Genomic DNA, 20,808 nt, shown 5'->3' with positions numbered 1-20,808 from the left:
TTTGCTATATGCTAACGCATTCTAGGACCTGGCATTTACAAAACTCGGATTATGGCATAATCCAGTTGAAAATTCAGGGATATTATCTTTTGAAAGTGTTACATCTATCGCCGCACACCATCCAGAAATCCTCAATATTATTGATAATCGAAGCACTATGCGTTTGCAGAATATTTCAATGCCAAACTGAAAGCTTTAGAAGTGTATTCCAGAGAGTCAGAGATACTACTTTCTTCCCGTATCGTTTTATGAAAATTGTATGCTTAAAAAATTACATCCTCCAAAAATTCGGTGTCATCCGGGATTTCCATATATAAAGCGACATCGAGATTTTGAATTTAGGTACGGATGCACTAGGTGATACCGATGCCGCAAAACTATGTCTGCAAAATCTGTACAAAGCTATCGCTTAGAATTACTAAAACACCCAAATCAAGCGCGCTTCTATGTTGTTCAAATAGGGTTTAAACGCAAAATAAGCGAGTCGCAGGCGGCTCGCTTATTTAAAAGTACCCAGCGCCGGAATCGAACCGGCACATCCGAAGATATTGGTGTTTGAGACCAACGCGTCTACCAATTCCGCCAGCTGGGCAAGCTGTATCATTGTTTTGACGTTGCAAATATAGGAGATGTTTTACTTTTACCAAAAAAAATATTCATGTTTTTAGAAAATGACTGATTCTTAGTCGTTTTATTTTAAATCTTGTTCTCCGAGGTTCTTAAGTGAACCAAATTATTTTTTTGGTTAACATTTTTTAACCTATAGACATTAAACGATTCGGTTAAAAAGGAATCTATCCTATAAACAATTCAACTATTTAGGTTGACGTTTTAGACAAAAATAGATAGATATATGAAAAAAATTATAACAATGGCTATGCTTTTCACAGGTATGAGTTTAGCTACTTTTGCTCAGGAGAATAATAATGTTGTTACTGATACTGCAGAACGTGGCAAGAAGCACCATCGCAAAGAACGAGTCATGGAAAAGAAAAATCCTGAAGAAATTGCGAAGATCAAAACTGATCGACTAGACAAAGAATTAAAATTCACCGACGAGCAGCGTGCCAAGGTTTACGCGATTCAAATGGAAGATGTCCAAAAGACCGTTGCATATCGTGACCAGATGAACGCTATTCGTGATACTCATCGTCAAGAGATGAGGTTGTCTCGCGATAAAATGAGCGAGGTATTGACCTCGGAGCAGAATCAAGCATTAAAAGACAAATTCAAAACACACAAAAAACGTAAAATGATGCACCATCGCGGCAAACGCTCACGTGTACAGCCCGCTGATAACGCAGCCCTAGAGAACGTTTCTTCAGATACGGCGGTGACGAAATAATATAAGTGGAGACGAGTTCTCCGTTCGGTTTCATGTTAGAAAGGGGAGTGTTCATATAGAGCACTCCCCTTGTTTATTTAATTTTTTCGATAATGTGAGCGATCAGCGGATAGGTGTTTTCCTCTAATTCACCAAGTTTTTTCTTTTTTATCCACTTAGCGTCCGTTATATCTTCTTCGAGCTGTGGTATTAAATCTGGCGATTTGTTAACACCCATGTTGTACCAATTAGTTTGCTTGAGGACCGTTTTTCCACGTAAAACGTACATGTGGTAGCTGGTTGTTAATTTATCACCCAGGTAGTCGACTTTGATTCCACATTCTTCTTCCACTTCGCGGACCGCTGCTTTACGCATTTTCTCATCGCTTTCCACTTTTCCTTTTGGGAGATCCCATTTGCCGAGCCGATATATAAAGAGAAATTCTCCCTCACCGTTCCGAACAAGACCGCCCGCAGCTTTGATTATCGTCATATTCTGCACAAGTGATTTAAAAACCTTTTCCGCATCCGGATGAATGTACAAGTAATTAATTCCTTTTGCATGTTTGCCTTTAGAGCCTTGGAAAAGTTTTTCAAGGTCAATCTCTTGTAAACCAATCGTTTGAACGATAGATAGTTTCTTTGGAAGAAAATCAGCCAAAATTAGCTGAGATTCGTTCATATAAATTTTATAAATTTGTGCCATGAATAATTTAAATGAGGTTGAACAAAAAATTGCAGAATCCTTATTGCAAATTAAAGCAATAAAATTGCAACCTAAAAACCCTTTTACATGGGCATCGGGTTGGAACTCTCCAATTTATTGTGATAATCGTATTACATTATCACATCCGGCGATCCGTACGTATATCCGTCAGAACCTGTCAGAGTTAATTCAAGAGGAATTTGGTTCTATTGATATGATATCGGGAGTGGCGACAGCTGGTATACCTCAAGGGGCGTTGGTAGCGCAAGATTTAGGGCTACCATTTACCTATGTACGCGGCAGCGCTAAAGATCATGGCCGTCAAAACTTGATCGAAGGTGAAGCAATGAGCGGACAACGCGTCGTGGTAATTGAAGATTTGATTTCTACCGGAAAGAGCAGTTTGCAAGCCGTGGAAGCATTACGTGCTGTAGGGTGCAATGTGGTAGGCCTGGTTTCTATTTTTACTTATGGATTGGATATTGCAACGGCAAATTTTGCTGAAGCAAAATGCCCATTCTTTAGTTTATGTAATTACGATGCGCTAATTAAGGTGGCCGTAAGAAATGGTTACGTATTAGAGTCTGATATTTCTTTACTTGAAAAATGGCGTAGAGATCCGGCAAGTTGGACTGCAGAATAATTTAATCAAACGTTATGACAATCATTCAAAACGATATTGAAATTCCAAAAATTGTAGATGAGGTTTATTCTTTCTTGTCCGATTTGAATAATCATGAACAATTGATGCCTGGCAACATTACTAATTGGTCCTCGAGCTATGATCATGCTAGTTTTACGATCAAGAACATGGCGAAGCTTTCCTTGAAAATGACGCAACGTATAGAAAATAAGGAGCTTGTTTGTATGCCCGAAGGTGATACTCCATTTGCATTAACATTGCGCTGGAAACTTGAGCAAGTCGGTACCGAAGCGACCGTTGCATCATTTGTGATCGAGGCAGAACTTAATATGATGATGAAGATGATGGCAGCCGGCCCACTTCAGAAATTAGTGGATCACCAAGTAAGCAAATTAAAGGAAATTTTAGTATAGCGGCTCGATATACAATATAGCGCCTCAATCTTTAATCGGATTGAGGTTTTTTATTTCTTGTAGACTCGTCGTCTTTTGGTTTTGGCATCGTACGATTGGGGTGAAAATTGGATTAGTGTCATTAATTTAGCTTGGGCAGTAGAACAACCAAAGAGTTTTGTATTTTTGTCCTATACGTTTACAAACAATCTTTACTAGATGGAATTACATTTAAAACGCCCGTTGGCATTTTTCGATTTAGAAACAACAGGTGTAAATATTTCTGCTGACCGCATTGTAGAACTTTGCATATTGAAGATCTCGCCTGATGGCACCGAAGATGTCTTAACGAGACGTATCAATCCAGAGATGCCAATACCAGCGGAATCATCGATGTTTCACGGTATCTATGATGCGGATATAAAGGATGCACCTATATTTAAGGACATTGCTGGACTCGTGCGTGATTTTATTGCCGACGCGGATTTGGCTGGCTATAACTCGAATAAGTTTGACGTGCCGGTACTTATGGAAGAATTCCTTCGTGCTGGGGTTGATTTCTCGCTAGAGGGTCGTGCGTTTGTTGATGTACAAAATATATTTCATCAAATGGAGCAGCGGACACTTAAAGCTGCTTATAAATTCTATTGTGAGGCCGCGCTAGAGAATGCGCATACAGCCGAGGCGGACGTGCGAGCAACCTATGAGGTTTTAAAGGCTCAACTTTCGAAATATGATGGCGCGACTTTCGAAGATAAGCACGGAGTGGTGAGCACACCGGTAGTGAACGACGTAGAAGCATTACATAAATTCACAAACTTATCTAAGCCGGTGGATTTTGCGGGTCGTCTTGTATTTGATGCTGAGGGTGATCCGAGTATCAACTTTGGTAAGCACAAAGGGAAAAAGGTTGTCGACGTTTTTGAAACCGAACCAAGCTACTATTCATGGATGCAAAATGGGGACTTCCCGTTATACACCAAAAAAGTGCTGGAGAAGTTATGGGTCGATTTCCGTGAGACAAAGAAGGCGCAACGAGAAGAGAAGAAAGAAGAGAGTCGTCCGCAGTCCGCGCCACGCCCACAGGCCAACGTGCAAAGACAGAAACCTGTTGAGAAATCACGCCCGGTGACGGATGATATGCTTAAACAACTTCAAGGTAAATTTGGTAAATAAAAATAATTAGATTTTAGAATGATTAATACTACCGAAATAGAACATATAAAGTGTTTGATTATTGGATCCGGTCCCGCTGGGTATACCGCCGCAATATATGCTGCTCGCGCAGATTTGAGCCCGGTAATTTATACTGGAATTGTGCCGGGAGGTCAGTTAACACAAACAACGGACGTTGATAATTTCCCTGGTTACCCGCAAGGGATTACCGGTCCAATAATGATGGAAGATTTGAAAGCACAAGCCGAGCGTTTTGGAACACAGGTGCGATTTGGCTATGCTACAGAAGTACAGTTTTCTACAGATAATAGCGTGCACAAAGTTCAGATCGATGGGTCTAAGTGGGTTACTGCCGATACCGTGATTATTGCAACGGGTGCCACCGCAAAATGGCTCGGTCTTCCCTCGGAAGAGAAATACAACGGTTTTGGCGTATCTGCATGTGCGGTTTGCGACGGATTTTTCTTCAAAGGCCAAGATGTCGCGATCGTTGGCGCCGGCGATACCGCTGCGGAGGAAGCAACTTATTTAGCAAAACTATGCCGCAAAGTGTATATGCTTGTTCGGCGCGATGAATTCCGTGCTTCCAAAGCGATGATTCACCGCGTACAAAACACCGCAAATATTGAAGTTTTGTATAACACACAGACGGAAGAGATTTTAGGAAATGAGCAAGGCGTAAATGCCGTTCGTATCAAAAATAATATCACCCAAGCCGAATCGGTATTGGACGTGACGGGGTTCTTCGTTGCAATCGGACATAAACCTAATACCGAGCTTTTTCAGAATGTCTTGGACATGGATGAGACAGGTTATTTACTTACAAAAGCTGACAGCACAGCCACCAATATAGCCGGTGTATTCGCTTGTGGGGATGTGCAAGATCATGTGTATCGCCAAGCCATTACTGCGGCGGGCACAGGATGTATGGCAGCACTTGAAGCCGAACGGTACTTGGCGAGCAGAGCGGATTAAATTTAGATGGAAAAAGGGGACTGAATTGGTTCCCTTTTTAAATAACTCGATAATTTTTTAATGCATTCCAGATTCCGTTTTCATCCACCTCACTTGTTATGTAATCTGCGATTTCTTTGACCTCCGGGTTTGCATTCCCCATAGCAATTCCGATACCAACGTGTTTTAACATCGTTATATCATTTCCACCATCTCCGAATGCCATTGTTTGCTCAAGGGGTACTCCAAAATATTTACAAAAAATATCGATACCAACTTTTTTGCTTAATCCTTTTGGGTTCACGTCCGCGAATAGTGGTGTCCATCGTGAGGCTACCGAGTTCGGCATAACACTTTTCATAAATTCATTTTCCTGCTCAGGCCCGATAAAGATGTTTGCTTGTAAAATGCTACTCGCATCGACTTGATCCATCTCAACAGTAGGGGGGACAGGTAGATTTAAGTGTGCATACATACCCGCGATTTCAGGCGTTACGTCGTGAATAGTGATCTCTTGTTCGGACATAAGTGAAAAGCTGAGTGATTGTGTTTTTGCATGGGCTAAGATGGCATTTACATCTTTGGGATCGATCGTTTGTTTGAACAGAATTTCATTTTCAGTGGTGATACAATAGCCACCATTAAACGTGATGTAGCCATCGAAATTCAGATATTTAATATGATCGATACTATTGATTGATCGTCCGGTAGAAACAATAACTTTTATTCCTTTTTCTTTTAAAAGTGTGATCGCCTTTTGAGTTGATTTAGGTACCTCGTGTGTCGTGAAACTTAACAGTGTACCGTCGATATCGAAAAATATAGCTTTAACAATAGGGTTTTGCATATTGTAAATTTAGCAATTTGAACTGGTCGCAAGGGTACTTTCGTGTTAATAAATTGTATATACACTGTAAGAATGATCGTATTCGCGCTAATAAAATGTTTAAAATATGTTCGTATGCTTATCTTTGCTGTCAAACAGGTTATTTACAATGGAATCAGATATTCGCATCCTATTTATTCATTCAATCGAACAGCATATAAAGCAGAATGAATTTATCAAACTATCTTTAGGGAATTACAAAGGAACCGATCCGGATCTCAAAAATATCTATGTGAAACCTGTGCAAATTAAAAAACAATTAAACTTAAGCTTTACCTATCGTTATAAAACACGAGATATTACGAAAAATTATACGGTGCAAGAAGCGTTGCGTTTGATTGGTGATTTGTTTAACGCACATAATTTTGCTGCCTCTACTTTATTTATCACCCAAGCGAATATAACATGCCAACAGTCCAAAAATAAAAGTTGGGCAACGACTTCGAGTGAACCGACTGCGAAAATGCCGACGACTCTTACTCACGATCATCAAAAAGAAAGAAAGCTTGCGCAAGGTTCCAAAGATTATCTCCACCGGCTAAAGCTTACCGACGAAATGGGGAATGTGTATAAGAATGCACAAGATAAGTGGAAACAGATAAACCATTATATTGAACTTTTGAGCACCATGTTGAAAGAGCTTCCGGCAGGTGATGTTTTGCAAGTAGTCGATATGGGTTCTGGGAAAGGGTATCTGACGTTCGCGCTGTATGATTATTTGGTGAATGTACTTGGTAAACCTTCGTCGATTGTTGGTGTTGAATACCGCAAAGATATGGTGGAACTATGTAACCGAATCGCGAAAATGTCTTCGTTTGCTAACTTGCGGTTCGAAGAAGGTTCCATCGATGAGTATCGGCCTAAAATCCGTCTAGACGTACTTATTGCGCTTCACGCGTGTGATACGGCGACTGATGATGCCATTGCTAAGGGGATCGAGAACAACGCACATTTAATCGTTGTTGCACCTTGTTGCCACAAACAAATTCGGCGCGAAATGGAGAAATCCAAAGTGGATAATCGACTGGATTTTCTCCTTAAGCATGGGATATTTTTGGAACGGCAAGCAGAAATGGTCACTGACGGTTTACGTGCGTTAATTTTGGAGTATTATGGGTATCAGACAAAAGTTTTTGAGTTCGTTTCTGATGCACATACCCCAAAGAATGTATTGGTTATCGGCGTCAAGAAGTCGGTTACACAAAAACGAAAGGACGAAATTTTAATAAAAATTAAAGCGACAAAAGAGTTTTTCGGTATTGGATATCACCACCTCGAGCGTTTGGTGGGATTGGAAGTGTAAGGAGTTTATTTTTCGCTCCAATGGGACTTGATGCTGTTGATACTATCACTAAAGTATATTAACTTCCCCTTATTGCTCTCTCGAATAAAATCTGAGAGGCTTTTTGACGATATAGCCGTCCAATCGCCCAATATAACCAGCCGCATACGATAGTTTGAAAATTTCTGCAATATTTCCCCCGCCATTTTACTTTTTAACTCAAAAAAAATCGGCGTGATAGAGCTTTCATGCAATACGATTGCATCATAACCTTGATAATAAATATCACCCATAATTTGCATGGCATCTTCCAAATTTGAAATGATTTCTTCCATGCTCCGAAGTTCGGCTACTTTAATCAGATTGATTTTATGTTCGATAATTTCCATGGTGAGTTCCCGTTTTTGGGGGATATTAAGTTACGTTAAATGGCGAGTTTTACACCGAAATAATAATTACGTTTTGCTGCTGGGTTAAAGTAGCGATTTCCAAATGCATTGATGTCATTACCCAGACTGTAGTTCTCATTCAAGATGTTATCGATACCTGTGAAAAATTGCAGGGTTGTTTTATTTTTGTTCAGCGGTATATCGATACCCACTTTCGCTTGAATTAAATGGTAGGAATCTGCATACACCGTATTTGCATCATTTAAGGGAGCATCAGAAATGTATCGATGATGTAAATTTAAAAATATTTTTTTCCCAAACTCGAGAAATAAATTGTTTGCATTTACCCAATTTGGAACCGCCGTGAGATCGTTTCCGGAAAAATCATCGTCACCATTCTGATAGGTTCCAAATTTGTAAAAATTACGTGATAAGGATCCTTGATACGTGATGTTACGTACCACTCCCGTATTTCTGGGACGAAGCAATTGGATGTGTAAATTCGCTTCGATGCCCTTTTGATCCATCTCCCCAGCGTTTAGATAAAATTCCGCTCCATTTTGGTCAACGTTTCGCACGATACCATTTTTCATTTGATAAGAATATACGGAGATATCACCAAGTAAACGGCGATCGTTGGTTTCAATACGGTATCCTACTTCGTAATTTGTTCCCGTTTCGGCGCGTAGATCGAGGTTAATGACATTGTTGGAAGAACGAACCTCCGCCAGTGTCGGCGTTGAATAACCTTTAGAGATGGACGCACGAATCGCCATTTTATCTGTCAGTTTGTAAGAACCAGCGAGTCGGGGCATCCATATTGTTCCAAAATCAATTTTTCCAGAACCCTCTGTGGAAACAGGGAATCTCGTGTCGTAGTCAATGCGCGCATAATTTAACGCAATTGAACCGTCGATATTCCACCTATGACCGAGTTGTAAATTCGCACGGTAGAAAATGCTAGCTTGTAAATTATCCAGATCATCTTTAGCTTGAGGAGCACGCGCGACCCCATTTTGGTTATCGTAGTTGTCAATTTTACTCCATCCTTTCTGAATTTCCGTACCTAATTGCATCTGCCAGTTGTAGTCTTGAATGTTTTTACTACGATAGGAAAAGTAGGTGCGAACCCCAAGGTTCTTTTCCTCCCGAAGCTCGTAGTTCGTAATAAATGGATTCTCGATATCGGTGATTGCACCAAAAACACTTATGTGATGAAGTATATTCTCGGCGAGTTCGGACTGATGTGCTAATCCGGTGAACCAAGTTTTGTTATAAATAGCCGCTTTTTGCTCCTTTGCCCCGGGTTGCGTACTTGTTGCTGGCCTAGCCATGCGCGGGTCCTGGGTCATCTGCTCTAAGGTCAACCCACCAGGTGTTTCGTATCCCATATCCGCGTACAGTAGATACAGGCGGAGCATATTCTTTGTTGAATACTTCCATTGATGAGCCGTCTGAATTGTTTTTTTATCAAGCGCCGTGTTCTGCCGATAGCCATCCGATCGCATGAAAGATTGGTCAACTGAAAATTGATAGCTATCGTTGACTTTTCTTTGAATGGAGAGCTGCTCATTGAACAGGCCATAAGAACCGCCGTTGAGCGTCAAGGTCGCTTGGTTCTCCAGGCGACCAAAACCTTTAGGGTGGATGCGTAACACGCCGGCCGAGTTTGCTCCGAATAAGGAACCATCGGGCCCTTTTAGTATATCGATGGACGCTATCGATTGGGGGTCAATTATGTTCAGGTAGCTATTCCCTCCCGCGTCGGTAAGAGGGAACTCATCGACGTATATTTTCGTATTTCTAATGCCAAATGGTGAGCGTATCATGCTTCCTCGGAGCGCTAATCTATAACTCCCTGGTGAACGTTCTTCGAGCCGGAGACCCGGAATGCTATTTAAAGCGGGCAGGAGCGAGCCAGTTTGTTGGGAGGATACATCTCGCTCACTTACAACGTTGGCCGAAGAAGTAAGACCTACCAGTGGCTGGCTGCCGAAATAAGCATCGATAGTAATTGGGTTTATTCTGGTGGTGTCACTTGGCAATTGGGCGGATGAGACCAACCATGTCAAAGTATAAGTAGATAGAAGTAATACTCGGCGCATATTAAAAAGTCGTTCAGCTTGATTTGGCGACTAAGATACAAAATAGTCTGATTGATCGAATGTTATTAGTGATAGGATTAACGCACTAGAACGCTTCATTTAACCCTAGAAAAAGGCCTCGCTGGCCAAACTTGCCGACCGCATAATCAATACATAGATTCGTGCGTGTAGCTTTATTGAACAGAATGCGTAATCCCCCCCCAGCAGCGGGCTGCCAGTGTTGGAATAGCTTCGTGCCAATCGGGTCACTTGCTGTTTGCATATTTGCGAATACAACGCCACTTAAAAATTGATTGCGAAGGATCGGAAAACGATATTCGATTTCCGAATAGGCGAATGAACGCCCCCGAAAATAGCCATTGGTGTACCCCCGGCCGCTGCGCGCATAGGTGTCTTTTCCTGTTCCCGGGAGATCGAGGTAGGCCAAATCTCCATTCAAACCGTACGACCCCCAATACCAAAACGCCAATACATGGTTAGGTCGCGATTCGGAAAGCTGCCAATATTTTCTAAAATCTGTTTGCAGCTGTACGACATTTTTAGCACTTCCTAGCCATTTTTGACTCATCCGGAGCACGACATCCGAATATATACCTTTGTAAGCACTGTTTGGGTTATCTCGAGTCATGTATTGAATATTAAGCATCAATCCATTGTTGTTATAACTCTCGGCACTATAACCTTTGTTTTTACTATAAATTTCTAGCGGGTTCAACTCTTGTTCGCCCAATGTTTTGATTTTCCTTTTGAGCTCAAAGAAAACCCCTGCGCCAACAAACATACCTGGGAATAAGTTTTTATATAACCGTTCGTTCAAACTGTAGACGGCAAATTCATTTATATAGCGCGTACGGTCGGGATTGTTGATTGTTTGAATTTCGGGGTCGTCCGTTTCAATCTCATTGCCTATCCCCAATCCGTAATCTAAAGCGACACCCTTGGCGATAATTAGCCCGCCCTTGATGTTCCATTTGTCACCCTCCGTATAGGTGTCATGGGCAAGGTAGCCATATATAATTCCTCTAGTGGTGTAACTCAGCGCTGTAGCGAACGTCGACATCGTCGTGGTATTTGGATCACCAATATAAACACCGCCGACGACTTTTGCTCCAATTTGGAACCCAATACTTGGGTTGTAATTCAAATTCGGCAGTATGGATATGCCGGATCTTTTTTTTATCGTTTTTTTGGAAGTATCATTGCGAATTAAGCGGCCGATGTCTTTAATACCGTCGCTGATATCGTATAGATTTTGTGTTTGTGGAATTGAATCCAGTGTAGTAGCCCGAAGAGAGTCTGTTAGAACCTGCTGTGCGCTGGTGCAAAAGCAAAGTAAAAGCATGAAAGACGCTAAGGAGAATTTGTACATATAGTTTTCTAACAAACACAAAAAAAAACAACTGACCTTATGAGTTGTTTGCTAATATAGTTTATTTTCAGAGTACCTGAAATTTACTTATCCTAATTTATTGGTTTTAAACATAGATGTGCAATTGATTTTCTTTATTGCGACTCTAAAAGTTGTTGTTCGTGAAGCTCAAAATATTCACCTTTTTGATTTATCAGTTGTTCGTGCGTACCTTGTTCAATCACTTGCCCTTGATCCATTACAAGGATGTGGTCCGCGTTTTTAATTGTCGAGATACGGTGAGCAATGAAGATTGTCGTTTTGCCTTTCATGATGCGGCCCAAATTGTGAAGAATTTCCTCTTCGGTTTTAGTGTCCACAGCAGATAAACAATCATCAAAAATCAAAATGCTGGGATCCTTGACGAGTGCACGTGCGATCGAAATACGTTGCTTTTGTCCTCCGGAGAGGGTGATACCCCGTTCCCCAATCGAGGTTTGAAAACCTTCCTCAAAATCTATGATGTTGTTATATACTGCAGCGTCCTTTGCCGCTTGTTCCACCCGCTCTGTTTCTAATACGTCTAAACCAAAGGCTATATTATTAGCAATCGTGTCTGAGAAAAGGAACATTTGCTGCGGTACAAAACCTATCTGGTGACGCAAATTCGCTGTGTTTATATGCTCAATAGGTGTGTTATCATAATATATACTTCCCTTATCGGCCTCATACATCCGTAACAGTAGGTTGGCTAATGTCGATTTACCCGAACCGGTTCGGCCAATAACTGCTAGCGTTTTTCCATGAGGTATAGTGAAAGATAGGTTGTTTACCGCCAAGATGCCCGTCTCGGGATAGGTGAAGGATAAATTTTCCACCCGGATGTCACCTTGTATTTCGAGGTCTAGATGCCCTTCTGGGATTTCCGAAGTCGTTTTTAAAAATTCATTGATTCGCTTCTGTGATGCAGATGCACGTTGAATGAGTGAAGTTACCCATGCAAGCGACATGGCCGGGAAAGTGAGCTGATTCACATATATAATGAATTCGGCAATATTTCCCGCTGTTATTGTACCATTATTGACCTCAATACCGCCGACGTAAACAGTGATAATGGTGCTCAACCCTACTAAGAAAATAATTATAGGGAAAAAAATCGCTTGAACGCGAACCAAATCCAAGGATACTTTATTGTAGGTGTTACTCTCGTTTGCAAATAAATCCATTTTCTGTTTCTCTTGGTTGTAACTCTTCACAACTCGGATTCCAGAAAATGTCTCCTGAACGAATGAGGACAATATAGATAGTTGCCTTTGAATGCGCTCGCTGCGCAAATTGATAATTTTATTTACAAATAGGATGATAACCGATAGTATTGGAATAGGAAGCAACGCATAGGTTGCCAGTGTCGAATTGACGTCATACATCGCATAAATCACCATGATCGATAACACAGCTGTATTGATGGCGTACATGATTGCAGGTCCCAAATAATTCCGCACTTGGTTCACATCTTCGGTCGCGCGATTCATCATGTCCCCCGTATTGTTTTTGCGGAAGAATGAAAAGTCAAGTGCTTGGTAATGTTGGTAAATTTCGTTTTTTAGATCGTATTCGATGTGTCGTGAGGTTAGAATGATTGTTTGACGCATAAAAAACAGAAAGATACCACGTGCTAAAGACAACGCTAATACAACGAATCCAAAGAAGAGTAAACTACTGCCAAAAACCTGATAAACCAAGTCTTGTCGTTCGAAACCGTCATATAAGCGGTATAAATCTATATTCTCTTTTACCAGGTCGAAGGCTTCACGAATTACCCTTGCGGGTAATATACCGAAGTAGTTTGATGCAATAACAAAGAGAATACCCGGTATGATTGTCCAACGGTATTTGTAGAAGTACTTATTGAGATACGCTAGCTCTTTCATGTTTTGACAAATGTAAGGCTAAAATATTGAAAATACTTGGTTGAGTTTGTCGACAAAGTATAATTTTTTTAAGGGTCAATCCAGATTCTCGATAATCACGAATACTAGCCGCTTGGTGCTCCTCGTTCGTTTTATGATCTAATAATTTACAAATCGGAGTACTTAAAAATAGGCTTAAAGGAAAGTTGTTAAAAATATTGCGTGGAATAAAAATTGGGTGAAAAAAATATTTCATACTTTTGCAGAGGTAATTTAACAATCACTCGGATTTATTGAACGTTATGGATGTAAACAATTCGTCGGTTTTCGAAAAGATGGGAAAATCAAGCCATCAAAACTTATTTTTTTGTCATGATAAGGTGATTGGTCTGCAGAGTATCGTGGCCATCCATGATACGACACTGGGACCGGCCATCGGTGGCGTTCGAATGTTACCATATGAATCGATTTCTGAAGCGATAGAAGACGCATTGCGTTTATCGGAAGCAATCACTCATAAGGCGGCCTTGGCTGGGTTGAATTTAGGTGGTGGAAGTGCCATTATTGTTGGGAACAACAGAACGGACAAGACCGAAGTGCTTATGCGCCGATTTGGTCAATTCATTCAAGGTCTTAACGGTAACTTTATCGCCTCAACGGATATTGGGACCACGCCAAAAGACCTGGAGTACATGCTCTCCGAAACGGGGTATGTAGCCGGACTTCCTTCTTCGCTCAATGGGGGTGGAGACACGACTCTATTTGCTGCTCGAGGTGTTTTTTACGGAATAAAAGCTGCCATTAAAGAATTATATGGCGATGATAGCTTAGCCGGACGGAAAATTGCTGTGCAAGGTGTTGGCAGCGTTGGAGAACAACTCGTTGCTATGCTTCGTGCTGAAAATGCTCGGGTGTATGTTTCAGACATGACCGAAGAACGGAAGATGAAAGTAGCTGCTAAATATAAAGCGGAACCGATCAACTATTCCTCAAGCTTCGAACTGGATGTGGATGTATACGCGCCGTGTGCATTAGGCGGAACCGTAAATCCCGAAACGATCCCACGCATGCGATGTAAAATTATCGCAGGTTCAGCAAATAACCAACTGCGCGACGAAAAGGAAAGCAACGCGCTTTTGAAACAGCACGATATTCTATATACTCCGGATTTTCTAATAAATTCTGGCGCCTTGATTAGTTGCTTTTCAGAACTTGAAGGTTATGGAAGTGATCGTACAGAATCATTAATTAAAAATATTTATAATGCGACGCGTCACGTAATTCAGAAGTCGAAAGAAGACAATATTACGACATACCAGGCCGCTAAACAAATTGCAGAAAAACGTATCTTTGACATTAAATTGTTGAAAAGATAGGGTGCATTTGACTAAAGTATAATATCGTTCTTATTAATATACAATCGTTCTTTAAATTTAATTATGCTTAATAGAAGGCACCTGCGGGTGAAAGTAATGCAAACGCTATATGCGTATCGTTTATCGGAAGATAAACAAATCAAAGATTTTCAAAAAGCACTTTTTAAAAGTGTTGACGAAGTTAATCAGATGTACATATGGGCGCTGAATCTTTTAGATGAAGTTGCTGAATATGTCTTAATTGATGCAGAAGGCAGAGCGAATAAGTTTTTGCCGACTGAGAAGGATAAAGTTTATACCACCAAACTCCATTCGAATAGTTTTATAGAGTCTTTAAGACAAAATAGGGCCTACCTGGAGAATATTAAAAAATACGATGTTTCGTGGACTTTCGATCCGGAAATTGTACGTTCTATTTTTGCCGAACTAAAGGTTTCGGGAGAATATTTAGCATACCTTCAACAAGAAGATCGGTCAATCGCTGCGGAGAAAGATATCATCAAGTACATCTTTAAAAAGATTGTTTTGAAGTCCGCAGATGTGGATCAGGTATTTGAAACGAAATTTATCAACTGGCCGGTCGACAAAGAAGTGCTTCAGGCCATGATCGCTAAAACGTTTAAAAACTTCAGCAGTGAAAACCCTTTACAAAACGAGCTTGCAAGTTTGACGCCAAACTGGGATGAGGATAGTGAGTACATTGTTGATTTGTTGAAGTTTACGATTCGCGACGCAAAGGATTTCCAAGAAATGATTTCCGAGAAAACGAAAAATTGGGAGGCCGATCGTATTGCATTGGTCGATAATATATTGATGCAAATGGCTATCTGTGAATTGATTAATTTCCCTACAATTCCGGTGAAAGTGACGATCAACGAATATATAGAGCTTTCAAAGTCTTTTAGTACCGTGAAAAGTAACACGTTTATCAATGGGATTCTTGATAAAATATTAGCTGAACTCACCCAACAGGGCCGAATCAATAAAGAAGGTAGAGGATTAAAAGGATAATATTATGGGTATTTTGAAATTAAGTCTAGCTAGTTTAGTAGCTGTTTTAATGATTTCTTGCGGGAGTAACAGTAAGGAATCCAAAGAATCGACAGACGAAGTGGTGGGTGCCGAGGACCAATCAATTATGGGGGGTAAAATTGAATTCACAGAAAGTGAATTTCATTTCGGCGAGGTAAAAGAGGGAGAGATTGTGGAGCATGCGTATGAATTTACCAATACCGGTACAACGCCGGTTATTGTAGGGCGCGTATCCGCATCTTGTGGTTGTACAACACCATCGTACACACAAACGCCTATACTCCCTGGTAAAACTGGTGAGATTAAAGTAAGCTTTAATAGTGACGGACAGGTCGGTAAACAGCAAAAGATCGTAACTATTGTCTCTAATGCGGAAAACAACATTACAACTGTCCAACTTAAAGGAGAGGTAAAGGCTAAATAAGGGTGATTTCACCTTTTTAGTCCTTAGATTAATTTACTTTCCTTATTTTTGGGATACAAAAATTGAATTTTAACTTTTAAGTATGATGACAACATTATTACAAGCGGCACCGAGTGGTGGTGGGCTGATGAGTTTCCTTCCGATGATTCTAATCATTGTAGTATTTTACTTTTTTATGATTAGACCACAAATGAAAAAACAAAAAGATCATAAGAAATATATTCAAGAATTGGATGTAAATTCCAAAATCGTCACTACAGCAGGGATTCACGGACGAATTGTTGAAGTAGGGGACACTACTTTTTTAGTAGATGTTGGCTCGAACGTAAAGATGCGTTTCGATAAGTCGGCAGTAGCATTAGACGGGTCCAAGGCCGCTAATGGGGATATGGTCAAGAAATAATTTCATTTTTTATTAATAAAAATAGAGGGGCCGCTCAAATCGAACTGTCCCTCTATTTTTTTGAATCTGCGGATCATCATTTGCGTAGGTTAAGGTGCTATTTTAAACGAAGATGATTTACTATATTTGGGATTATGTCGCAGCCTAGAATTAGCAAACTTAAACGGCGCAAGATTGCAATATTTATACGTTGTATAGGTATTTCCTTTATTGCTTGGCTTTTATTTGCAATTTCGAGCACTCATACCCACTATATAAAAGCGGCAATTTCCTATGTTAACATTCCTGAACAGCGTGCTTTTCACCCGCTGCAGTCCGATACGGTCAGCGTTCGACTGAATATGAGTGGATGGGAGATATTTTTAAGTAGACTTCACCCCGACACCCCGCAAATTCAAGTCGACTTAAGTGGATTAAAGACGCGCAATTTTATTGTGTTCACGAGCCAGCTGGGTTATATTAATAGGCAGTTCCCGATAGAAAACAAGGTTGTTGCGGTTTCACCCGACACACTATTTTTCGATTTTTCCAAACAAACCCAACGTAAGGTACCTGTACGCCCCATCTACGACATAGATTTCAAGAAGCAGTATGGTATTGTTGGAGAAACCCGGTCCAATCCGGAATACGTTACCGTAACGGGGCCAATGGAGGATGTAGCAAATATTGAGTTTCTTGAAACCGATACGATACGTGGCGCAAATGTTAGTGCTGATATTCGGACGGTCGCTTATTTGAATAAGCATCACAAAACTAATATTACTATCTATCCGACGTTTTCCGAGGTCACTATTCCGGTTGGGGAGGTAACTGAGAAGATCGTGGAGCTTCCGCTGAAAATTGAAAATGCCGATCATTACACGTCGGTTCGTACATTGCCAAGTAAAATAAACGTAACGTTCCTTGTCTCGTTAAAAGATTATAACAAGTGGTCCTCGCGGGATTTTGAAGCAATTGTAGATATGGAAAACTGGGAGAAAAATAAAGTGAAGAATTTACCTGTGATCATCACGAAGGTTCCTGATTTTTCGCAAGTTATTAATATAGAGCCGCAAAATGTCGATTTTTTCGTGAGAAAGTAGTTATGAGTTTAAAAGTTGGGATAACCGGCGGGATCGGTGCAGGGAAAAGTTATGTTGGAAAAATATTCAAAGCCTTAGGTGTGCCCTTTTACGATGCAGATAAACAGGCTAAAGAATTAATGAATACGAATATTGAAATTAGGCGGTCGCTAATCGAGGCATTCGGACCGGACGTCTATACAGAGACCGGTTTATTGGATCGGGCGTTCCTTTCTTCAATTGTATTTAATAATCCGGAAAGATTGCAAACACTCAATTCCATTGTACACCCCATTGTAATTGCTGATGCAGTAGATTGGTCTGAGGCCCAAACGTTTGATTATTCCATGAAAGAGGCTGCCCTTATGTTTGAGAGTGAATCATATAAAACTCTAAATTGTACGATTTTGGTTACAGCCCCAAATGAGGTGAAAATCCGGCGGGTCATGTTGCGTGATAAGCTGCCGCGCGATCAGGTTATTAACCGCATAGCTGCACAGATGACAGATGAAGAAAAGCTCACCTTAGCCGATTTTGTGATTGTAAACGATAATTGCGTTCCCCTTTTACCCCAAGTGCTACAGTTGCACGAACAATTACTACAACGATCAAGATCATGCTCCAAATAATTGACGACTTTGTCGTTAGATGTGAAGCCGGTTATTACTGTCGTTACGGTGATTTTTATATCGACGCGATGCGTCCTGTGCCGCGAAATATTGTTTCGCATGCACATGGGGACCATGCAACAACGGGGCATAAACTGATCATAGCGACCCGTGCCACCCTTGCCTTTATGCGTAATAAATTCTCAAGACTTCCAGAAGACACCCTGAGAGAAGTCGCTTTTGGGGAACATTTTAAATTCGGAGAAGTTGATATTACGTTAATTCCGGCGGGACATATTCTTGGTTCCGCTCAGCTGTTAATGATCTACAAGGGTGTTCGTTATCTGTATACAGGTGATTATAAGATGCAAGAAGATCCTACTTGTGAGCAAATTGAGATCGTTAAAACGGATGTACTAATTACGGAAACCACATTTGCAAATCCTTTAACCAAACATCCCGATATCAAAGCTGAAATTCTTAAAATGAAGGATCGTCCGAGCAATATAATGCTTGGTTGCTATGTACTCGGAAAAGCGCAGCGGCTAACAGCGTTGATTAATAAGTATCTACCCGAACGGGAGGTTTTGGTGCATTTTAAGATGCACGGTGTGCATAAGATCTATCAAGAACTGGGGTTCGTACCCTTAAAGTACAACGTATACAATCGTAAATTAATGCGCGAGGGAGAGCCAAATAAGATATATCTTGTTCCTCCGTTAACCTTTAATAGCTATTTTAAAGCGAAGAACGTTATAAAAGCATTTGCATCGGGGTGGGAACGGTTACAGAAGCATAATGATATTGAGCTGTACATTTCGGATCATGTTGATTGGGACGATCTATTACACTATATTGAATTGGTACATCCCAAACAAGTTTGGACGATACATGGAGATGGTAGGGCATTGCAGTTGTTCTTTGCCGATTCGTTGACCGTCCGTGATATAATTCGCCTGAAGGAGTAGCTTCGGCATTGTTGTTGTGATTGCTATCATTCACAAACACGAACAATTATGAACAAATTTTTTAGAGCTTTAATCGCCGGATGGGGTGCCAAGAAACTTGGTGGCGGGTGCTTCGGAACTATCGTTATTTTTATAATTATATATTACTTGTTAGGATATCTTTCCTAGGTGGCAACATGTTGTCGGAAAACTCGAGCGATATAAGGTTTGTATCGCTCGAGTTTGATAAATTTTGATCGTTATTTTCGGTAAATATGTTCTTAATGTTTAAAATGTCGCACCCCGGTAATAACCATTGCAACACCTTTTTCATTTGCCATCTCGACCGATAGCTGATCTTTAATCGATCCTCCTGGTTGAAGGACAGCTTTCACGCCGGCATTACCTGCAATTTCCACGCAATCAGGAAAAGGGAAAAATGCATCGGAAGCCATCACACTTCCCTTGATATCGAAGCCGAAGTTCTCAGCTTTTTCGATCGCTTGTTTTAATGCGTCCACCCGCGAGGTTTGACCGACACCGGATGCTATCAAAGTTCCGTTCTTCGCGAATACAATCGTATTTGACTTTGTATGTTTAACAATTTTATTGGCAAAATAAAGATCTTCTAGCTGTTCTGCCGATGGTTGGACAGTGGTTACTGTTTGCATTTCTGAAGGGGCTTCAACAGTATGGTCTTTATCTTGTAGGATCACGCCGTTTAATAACGTTTTAAATTGCTCTGTTGGTAATTTTAATTCCTTACGTCGCAGGATAATACGATTCTTTTTACCCCTCAAAGTATTTAATGCTTCCGGGGAATAGGAAGGTGCGATCAATACCTCGAAGAATAGTTTGTTGATCTCTGCAGCTGTAATCTCATCGATTTCGCCATTGGTAATCAATACACCACCGAAGGCCGACACGGGATCGCATGCTAGTGCATCGTCCCACGCTTCTTTTACTGTTGACCGTGAAGCCACCCCACAGGCGTTCGTGTGTTTAAGAATCGCGAAAGTAGGATTTGTAAATTCATCAATAATAGCGACAGCAGCATCTACATCCACTAAATTGTTGTATGAGAGCTCTTTACCATTTAACTTGTCAAAAATAGCATCTAAGTCACCAAAGAATACGCCTTTTTGATGCGGATTCTCGCCGTAGCGGAGCGATTGAGATTGCTGTATAGACTGTTTAAATGCAGGTATTGGTGCGTCTTGATTAAAGTAATTGAAAATCGCAGTGTCGTAGTGCGAAGAAGTGTTAAATGCTCGTTTCGAGAATTCACGACGTTGCGCTAAGGTCGTTTGTCCCTCTTGGTTAGCAAGTATCTCTTCTAGTTCCGTATAGTCGTTTTTTGAGGAAATGATGACTACGTCATTAAAATTTTTAGCGGCAGCGCGGATGAGAGAGATTCCCCCGATGTCAATTTTTTCGATAATATCTTCTTCGGATGCCCCGGATGCAACTGTTTCTTCAAATGGATATAAATCCACTATTACCAGGTCGATTTCTGGGATTTCATACCGTGCCAATTGTTGTTGGTCACTTTCTAACGGACGACGTGCGAGAATACCGCCAAACACTTTCGGGTGTAGTGTTTTTACGCGCCCCCCCAAGATTGAAGGGTAGCTCGTTAATTCTTCCACCGGAACTACATCTATTCCTTGGTCTCGGATGAAGGCTTCCGTACCACCGGTAGAGTAGAAAGTTACTCCGTAATTATTTAATAGTTGAATTAAAGGTGCTAGGTTGTCTTTATAATAGACTGAAACCAAAGCATTTTTGATCTTAACAGGATGATTCATCGTAATAGTTTTGGAGCCGCAAAGATACGAATAT

General features: G+C 40.8%; 20 protein-coding genes and 1 tRNA gene. 13 read left to right on the top strand and 8 right to left on the bottom strand.

Features of this window, described 5'->3' with window-relative positions; translation table 11 throughout:
* Nucleotides 1–510: 510 nt before the first annotated feature.
* Nucleotides 511–592: transfer RNA gene (locus FM107_RS05785), tRNA-Leu, on the bottom strand.
* 261 nt (nucleotides 593–853) lie between these two features.
* On the opposite strand from FM107_RS05785, the gene FM107_RS05780 reads away from it, so the two are divergent.
* Nucleotides 854–1,345, top strand: a complete 492-nt coding sequence (locus tag FM107_RS05780) for a hypothetical protein (protein ID WP_086947571.1) — start codon at nucleotides 854–856, stop codon at nucleotides 1,343–1,345.
* 73 nt (nucleotides 1,346–1,418) lie between these two features.
* Here the strand turns inward: FM107_RS05780 and FM107_RS05775 are convergent, their stop codons facing one another.
* On the bottom strand, nucleotides 1,419–2,006 hold the full coding sequence (locus FM107_RS05775) for an NUDIX hydrolase (RefSeq protein ID WP_256959368.1): 588 nt from the start codon (nucleotides 2,004–2,006) through the stop codon (nucleotides 1,419–1,421).
* Nucleotides 2,007–2,028: 22 nt separating this feature from the next.
* On the opposite strand from FM107_RS05775, the gene pyrE reads away from it, so the two are divergent.
* From pyrE to trxB, 4 genes are all read left to right on the top strand, one after another.
* Nucleotides 2,029–2,673 carry an orotate phosphoribosyltransferase gene (gene pyrE / locus FM107_RS05770; protein ID WP_086947569.1) on the top strand — a complete coding sequence of 215 codons (645 nt, stop codon included), beginning with the start codon at nucleotides 2,029–2,031 and terminating at the stop codon, nucleotides 2,671–2,673.
* A 14-nt stretch (nucleotides 2,674–2,687) separates the two neighbouring features.
* Nucleotides 2,688–3,086: an SRPBCC family protein gene (locus FM107_RS05765; RefSeq protein WP_086947568.1), complete on the top strand. Its 399-nt coding sequence runs from the start codon at nucleotides 2,688–2,690 to the stop codon at nucleotides 3,084–3,086.
* Nucleotides 3,087–3,284: 198 nt separating this feature from the next.
* Nucleotides 3,285–4,241: a 3'-5' exonuclease gene (locus FM107_RS05760; RefSeq protein WP_086947567.1), complete on the top strand. Its 957-nt coding sequence runs from the start codon at nucleotides 3,285–3,287 to the stop codon at nucleotides 4,239–4,241.
* A gap of 18 nt (nucleotides 4,242–4,259) precedes the next feature.
* A complete protein-coding gene (gene trxB, locus FM107_RS05755) occupies nucleotides 4,260–5,216 on the top strand; it encodes a thioredoxin-disulfide reductase (RefSeq protein WP_086947566.1) in 957 nt (318 codons plus the stop codon).
* 37 nt (nucleotides 5,217–5,253) lie between these two features.
* On the opposite strand, the gene FM107_RS05750 is transcribed toward trxB, so the two are convergent.
* On the bottom strand, nucleotides 5,254–6,042 hold the full coding sequence (locus FM107_RS05750) for a Cof-type HAD-IIB family hydrolase (protein ID WP_086947565.1): 789 nt from the start codon (nucleotides 6,040–6,042) through the stop codon (nucleotides 5,254–5,256).
* A gap of 148 nt (nucleotides 6,043–6,190) precedes the next feature.
* On the opposite strand from FM107_RS05750, the gene FM107_RS05745 reads away from it, so the two are divergent.
* Complete coding sequence (locus FM107_RS05745) at nucleotides 6,191–7,384, top strand: SAM-dependent methyltransferase (protein WP_086947564.1); 1,194 nt, start codon at nucleotides 6,191–6,193, stop codon at nucleotides 7,382–7,384.
* A 5-nt stretch (nucleotides 7,385–7,389) separates the two neighbouring features.
* On the opposite strand, the gene FM107_RS05740 is transcribed toward FM107_RS05745, so the two are convergent.
* The 4 genes from FM107_RS05740 to FM107_RS05725 all read right to left on the bottom strand — a co-directional run bounded on the left by FM107_RS05740 (nucleotide 7,390) and on the right by FM107_RS05725 (nucleotide 13,136).
* The gene (locus tag FM107_RS05740; RefSeq protein ID WP_086947563.1) at nucleotides 7,390–7,752 is read right to left on the bottom strand and encodes a DUF4180 domain-containing protein; all 363 of its coding nucleotides are present in this window, start codon (nucleotides 7,750–7,752) and stop codon (nucleotides 7,390–7,392) included.
* 35 nt (nucleotides 7,753–7,787) lie between these two features.
* Nucleotides 7,788–9,857, bottom strand: coding sequence for a TonB-dependent receptor (locus FM107_RS05735; protein WP_086947562.1), 2,070 nt, complete (start codon nucleotides 9,855–9,857; stop codon nucleotides 7,788–7,790).
* Nucleotides 9,858–9,942: 85 nt separating this feature from the next.
* Nucleotides 9,943–11,226, bottom strand: a complete 1,284-nt coding sequence (locus FM107_RS05730) for a BamA/TamA family outer membrane protein (RefSeq protein ID WP_086947561.1) — start codon at nucleotides 11,224–11,226, stop codon at nucleotides 9,943–9,945.
* 134 nt (nucleotides 11,227–11,360) lie between these two features.
* Complete coding sequence (locus FM107_RS05725) at nucleotides 11,361–13,136, bottom strand: ABC transporter ATP-binding protein (protein WP_086947560.1); 1,776 nt, start codon at nucleotides 13,134–13,136, stop codon at nucleotides 11,361–11,363.
* Between the two features lie 314 nt (nucleotides 13,137–13,450).
* Here FM107_RS05725 and FM107_RS05720 point away from each other — a divergent pair, with 314 nt between their 5' ends.
* The 7 genes from FM107_RS05720 to FM107_RS05690 all read left to right on the top strand — a co-directional run bounded on the left by FM107_RS05720 (nucleotide 13,451) and on the right by FM107_RS05690 (nucleotide 18,987).
* A complete protein-coding gene (locus FM107_RS05720; protein WP_256959366.1) occupies nucleotides 13,451–14,491 on the top strand; it encodes a Glu/Leu/Phe/Val dehydrogenase dimerization domain-containing protein in 1,041 nt (346 codons plus the stop codon).
* Between the two features lie 63 nt (nucleotides 14,492–14,554).
* Nucleotides 14,555–15,502 (top strand): transcription antitermination factor NusB, encoded by a 948-nt coding sequence (gene nusB / locus FM107_RS05715; protein WP_179204412.1) that lies wholly within the window; start codon nucleotides 14,555–14,557, stop codon nucleotides 15,500–15,502.
* A 4-nt stretch (nucleotides 15,503–15,506) separates the two neighbouring features.
* On the top strand, nucleotides 15,507–15,947 hold the full coding sequence (locus tag FM107_RS05710; protein ID WP_086947557.1) for a DUF1573 domain-containing protein: 441 nt from the start codon (nucleotides 15,507–15,509) through the stop codon (nucleotides 15,945–15,947).
* Nucleotides 15,948–16,029: 82 nt separating this feature from the next.
* The gene (gene yajC / locus FM107_RS05705; RefSeq protein WP_086947556.1) at nucleotides 16,030–16,350 is read left to right on the top strand and encodes a preprotein translocase subunit YajC; all 321 of its coding nucleotides are present in this window, start codon (nucleotides 16,030–16,032) and stop codon (nucleotides 16,348–16,350) included.
* Nucleotides 16,351–16,484: 134 nt separating this feature from the next.
* Entirely contained in the window at nucleotides 16,485–17,432 is a 948-nt protein-coding gene (locus FM107_RS05700; RefSeq protein WP_086947555.1) for a YbbR-like domain-containing protein, read from the top strand.
* Nucleotides 17,433–17,434: 2 nt separating this feature from the next.
* Nucleotides 17,435–18,040, top strand: a complete 606-nt coding sequence (gene coaE / locus FM107_RS05695) for a dephospho-CoA kinase (protein ID WP_086947554.1) — start codon at nucleotides 17,435–17,437, stop codon at nucleotides 18,038–18,040.
* The gene (locus tag FM107_RS05690) at nucleotides 18,028–18,987 is read left to right on the top strand and encodes an MBL fold metallo-hydrolase (RefSeq protein ID WP_086947553.1); all 960 of its coding nucleotides are present in this window, start codon (nucleotides 18,028–18,030) and stop codon (nucleotides 18,985–18,987) included. Before coaE ends, FM107_RS05690 begins: the two co-directional genes overlap by 13 nt.
* Before the next feature lie 260 nt (nucleotides 18,988–19,247).
* On the opposite strand, the gene purH is transcribed toward FM107_RS05690, so the two are convergent.
* Entirely contained in the window at nucleotides 19,248–20,774 is a 1,527-nt protein-coding gene (purH, locus tag FM107_RS05685; protein WP_086947552.1) for a bifunctional phosphoribosylaminoimidazolecarboxamide formyltransferase/IMP cyclohydrolase, read from the bottom strand.
* Nucleotides 20,775–20,808: the final 34 nt, after the last annotated feature.

Origin of the sequence: Sphingobacterium sp. JB170, from assembly GCF_900163865.1 — a bacterium.
Taxonomy (GTDB): domain Bacteria; phylum Bacteroidota; class Bacteroidia; order Sphingobacteriales; family Sphingobacteriaceae; genus Sphingobacterium.
The sequence above is the reverse complement of the archived record's forward strand: the minus strand, read 5'-3'. Positions and strand labels throughout refer to the sequence as shown.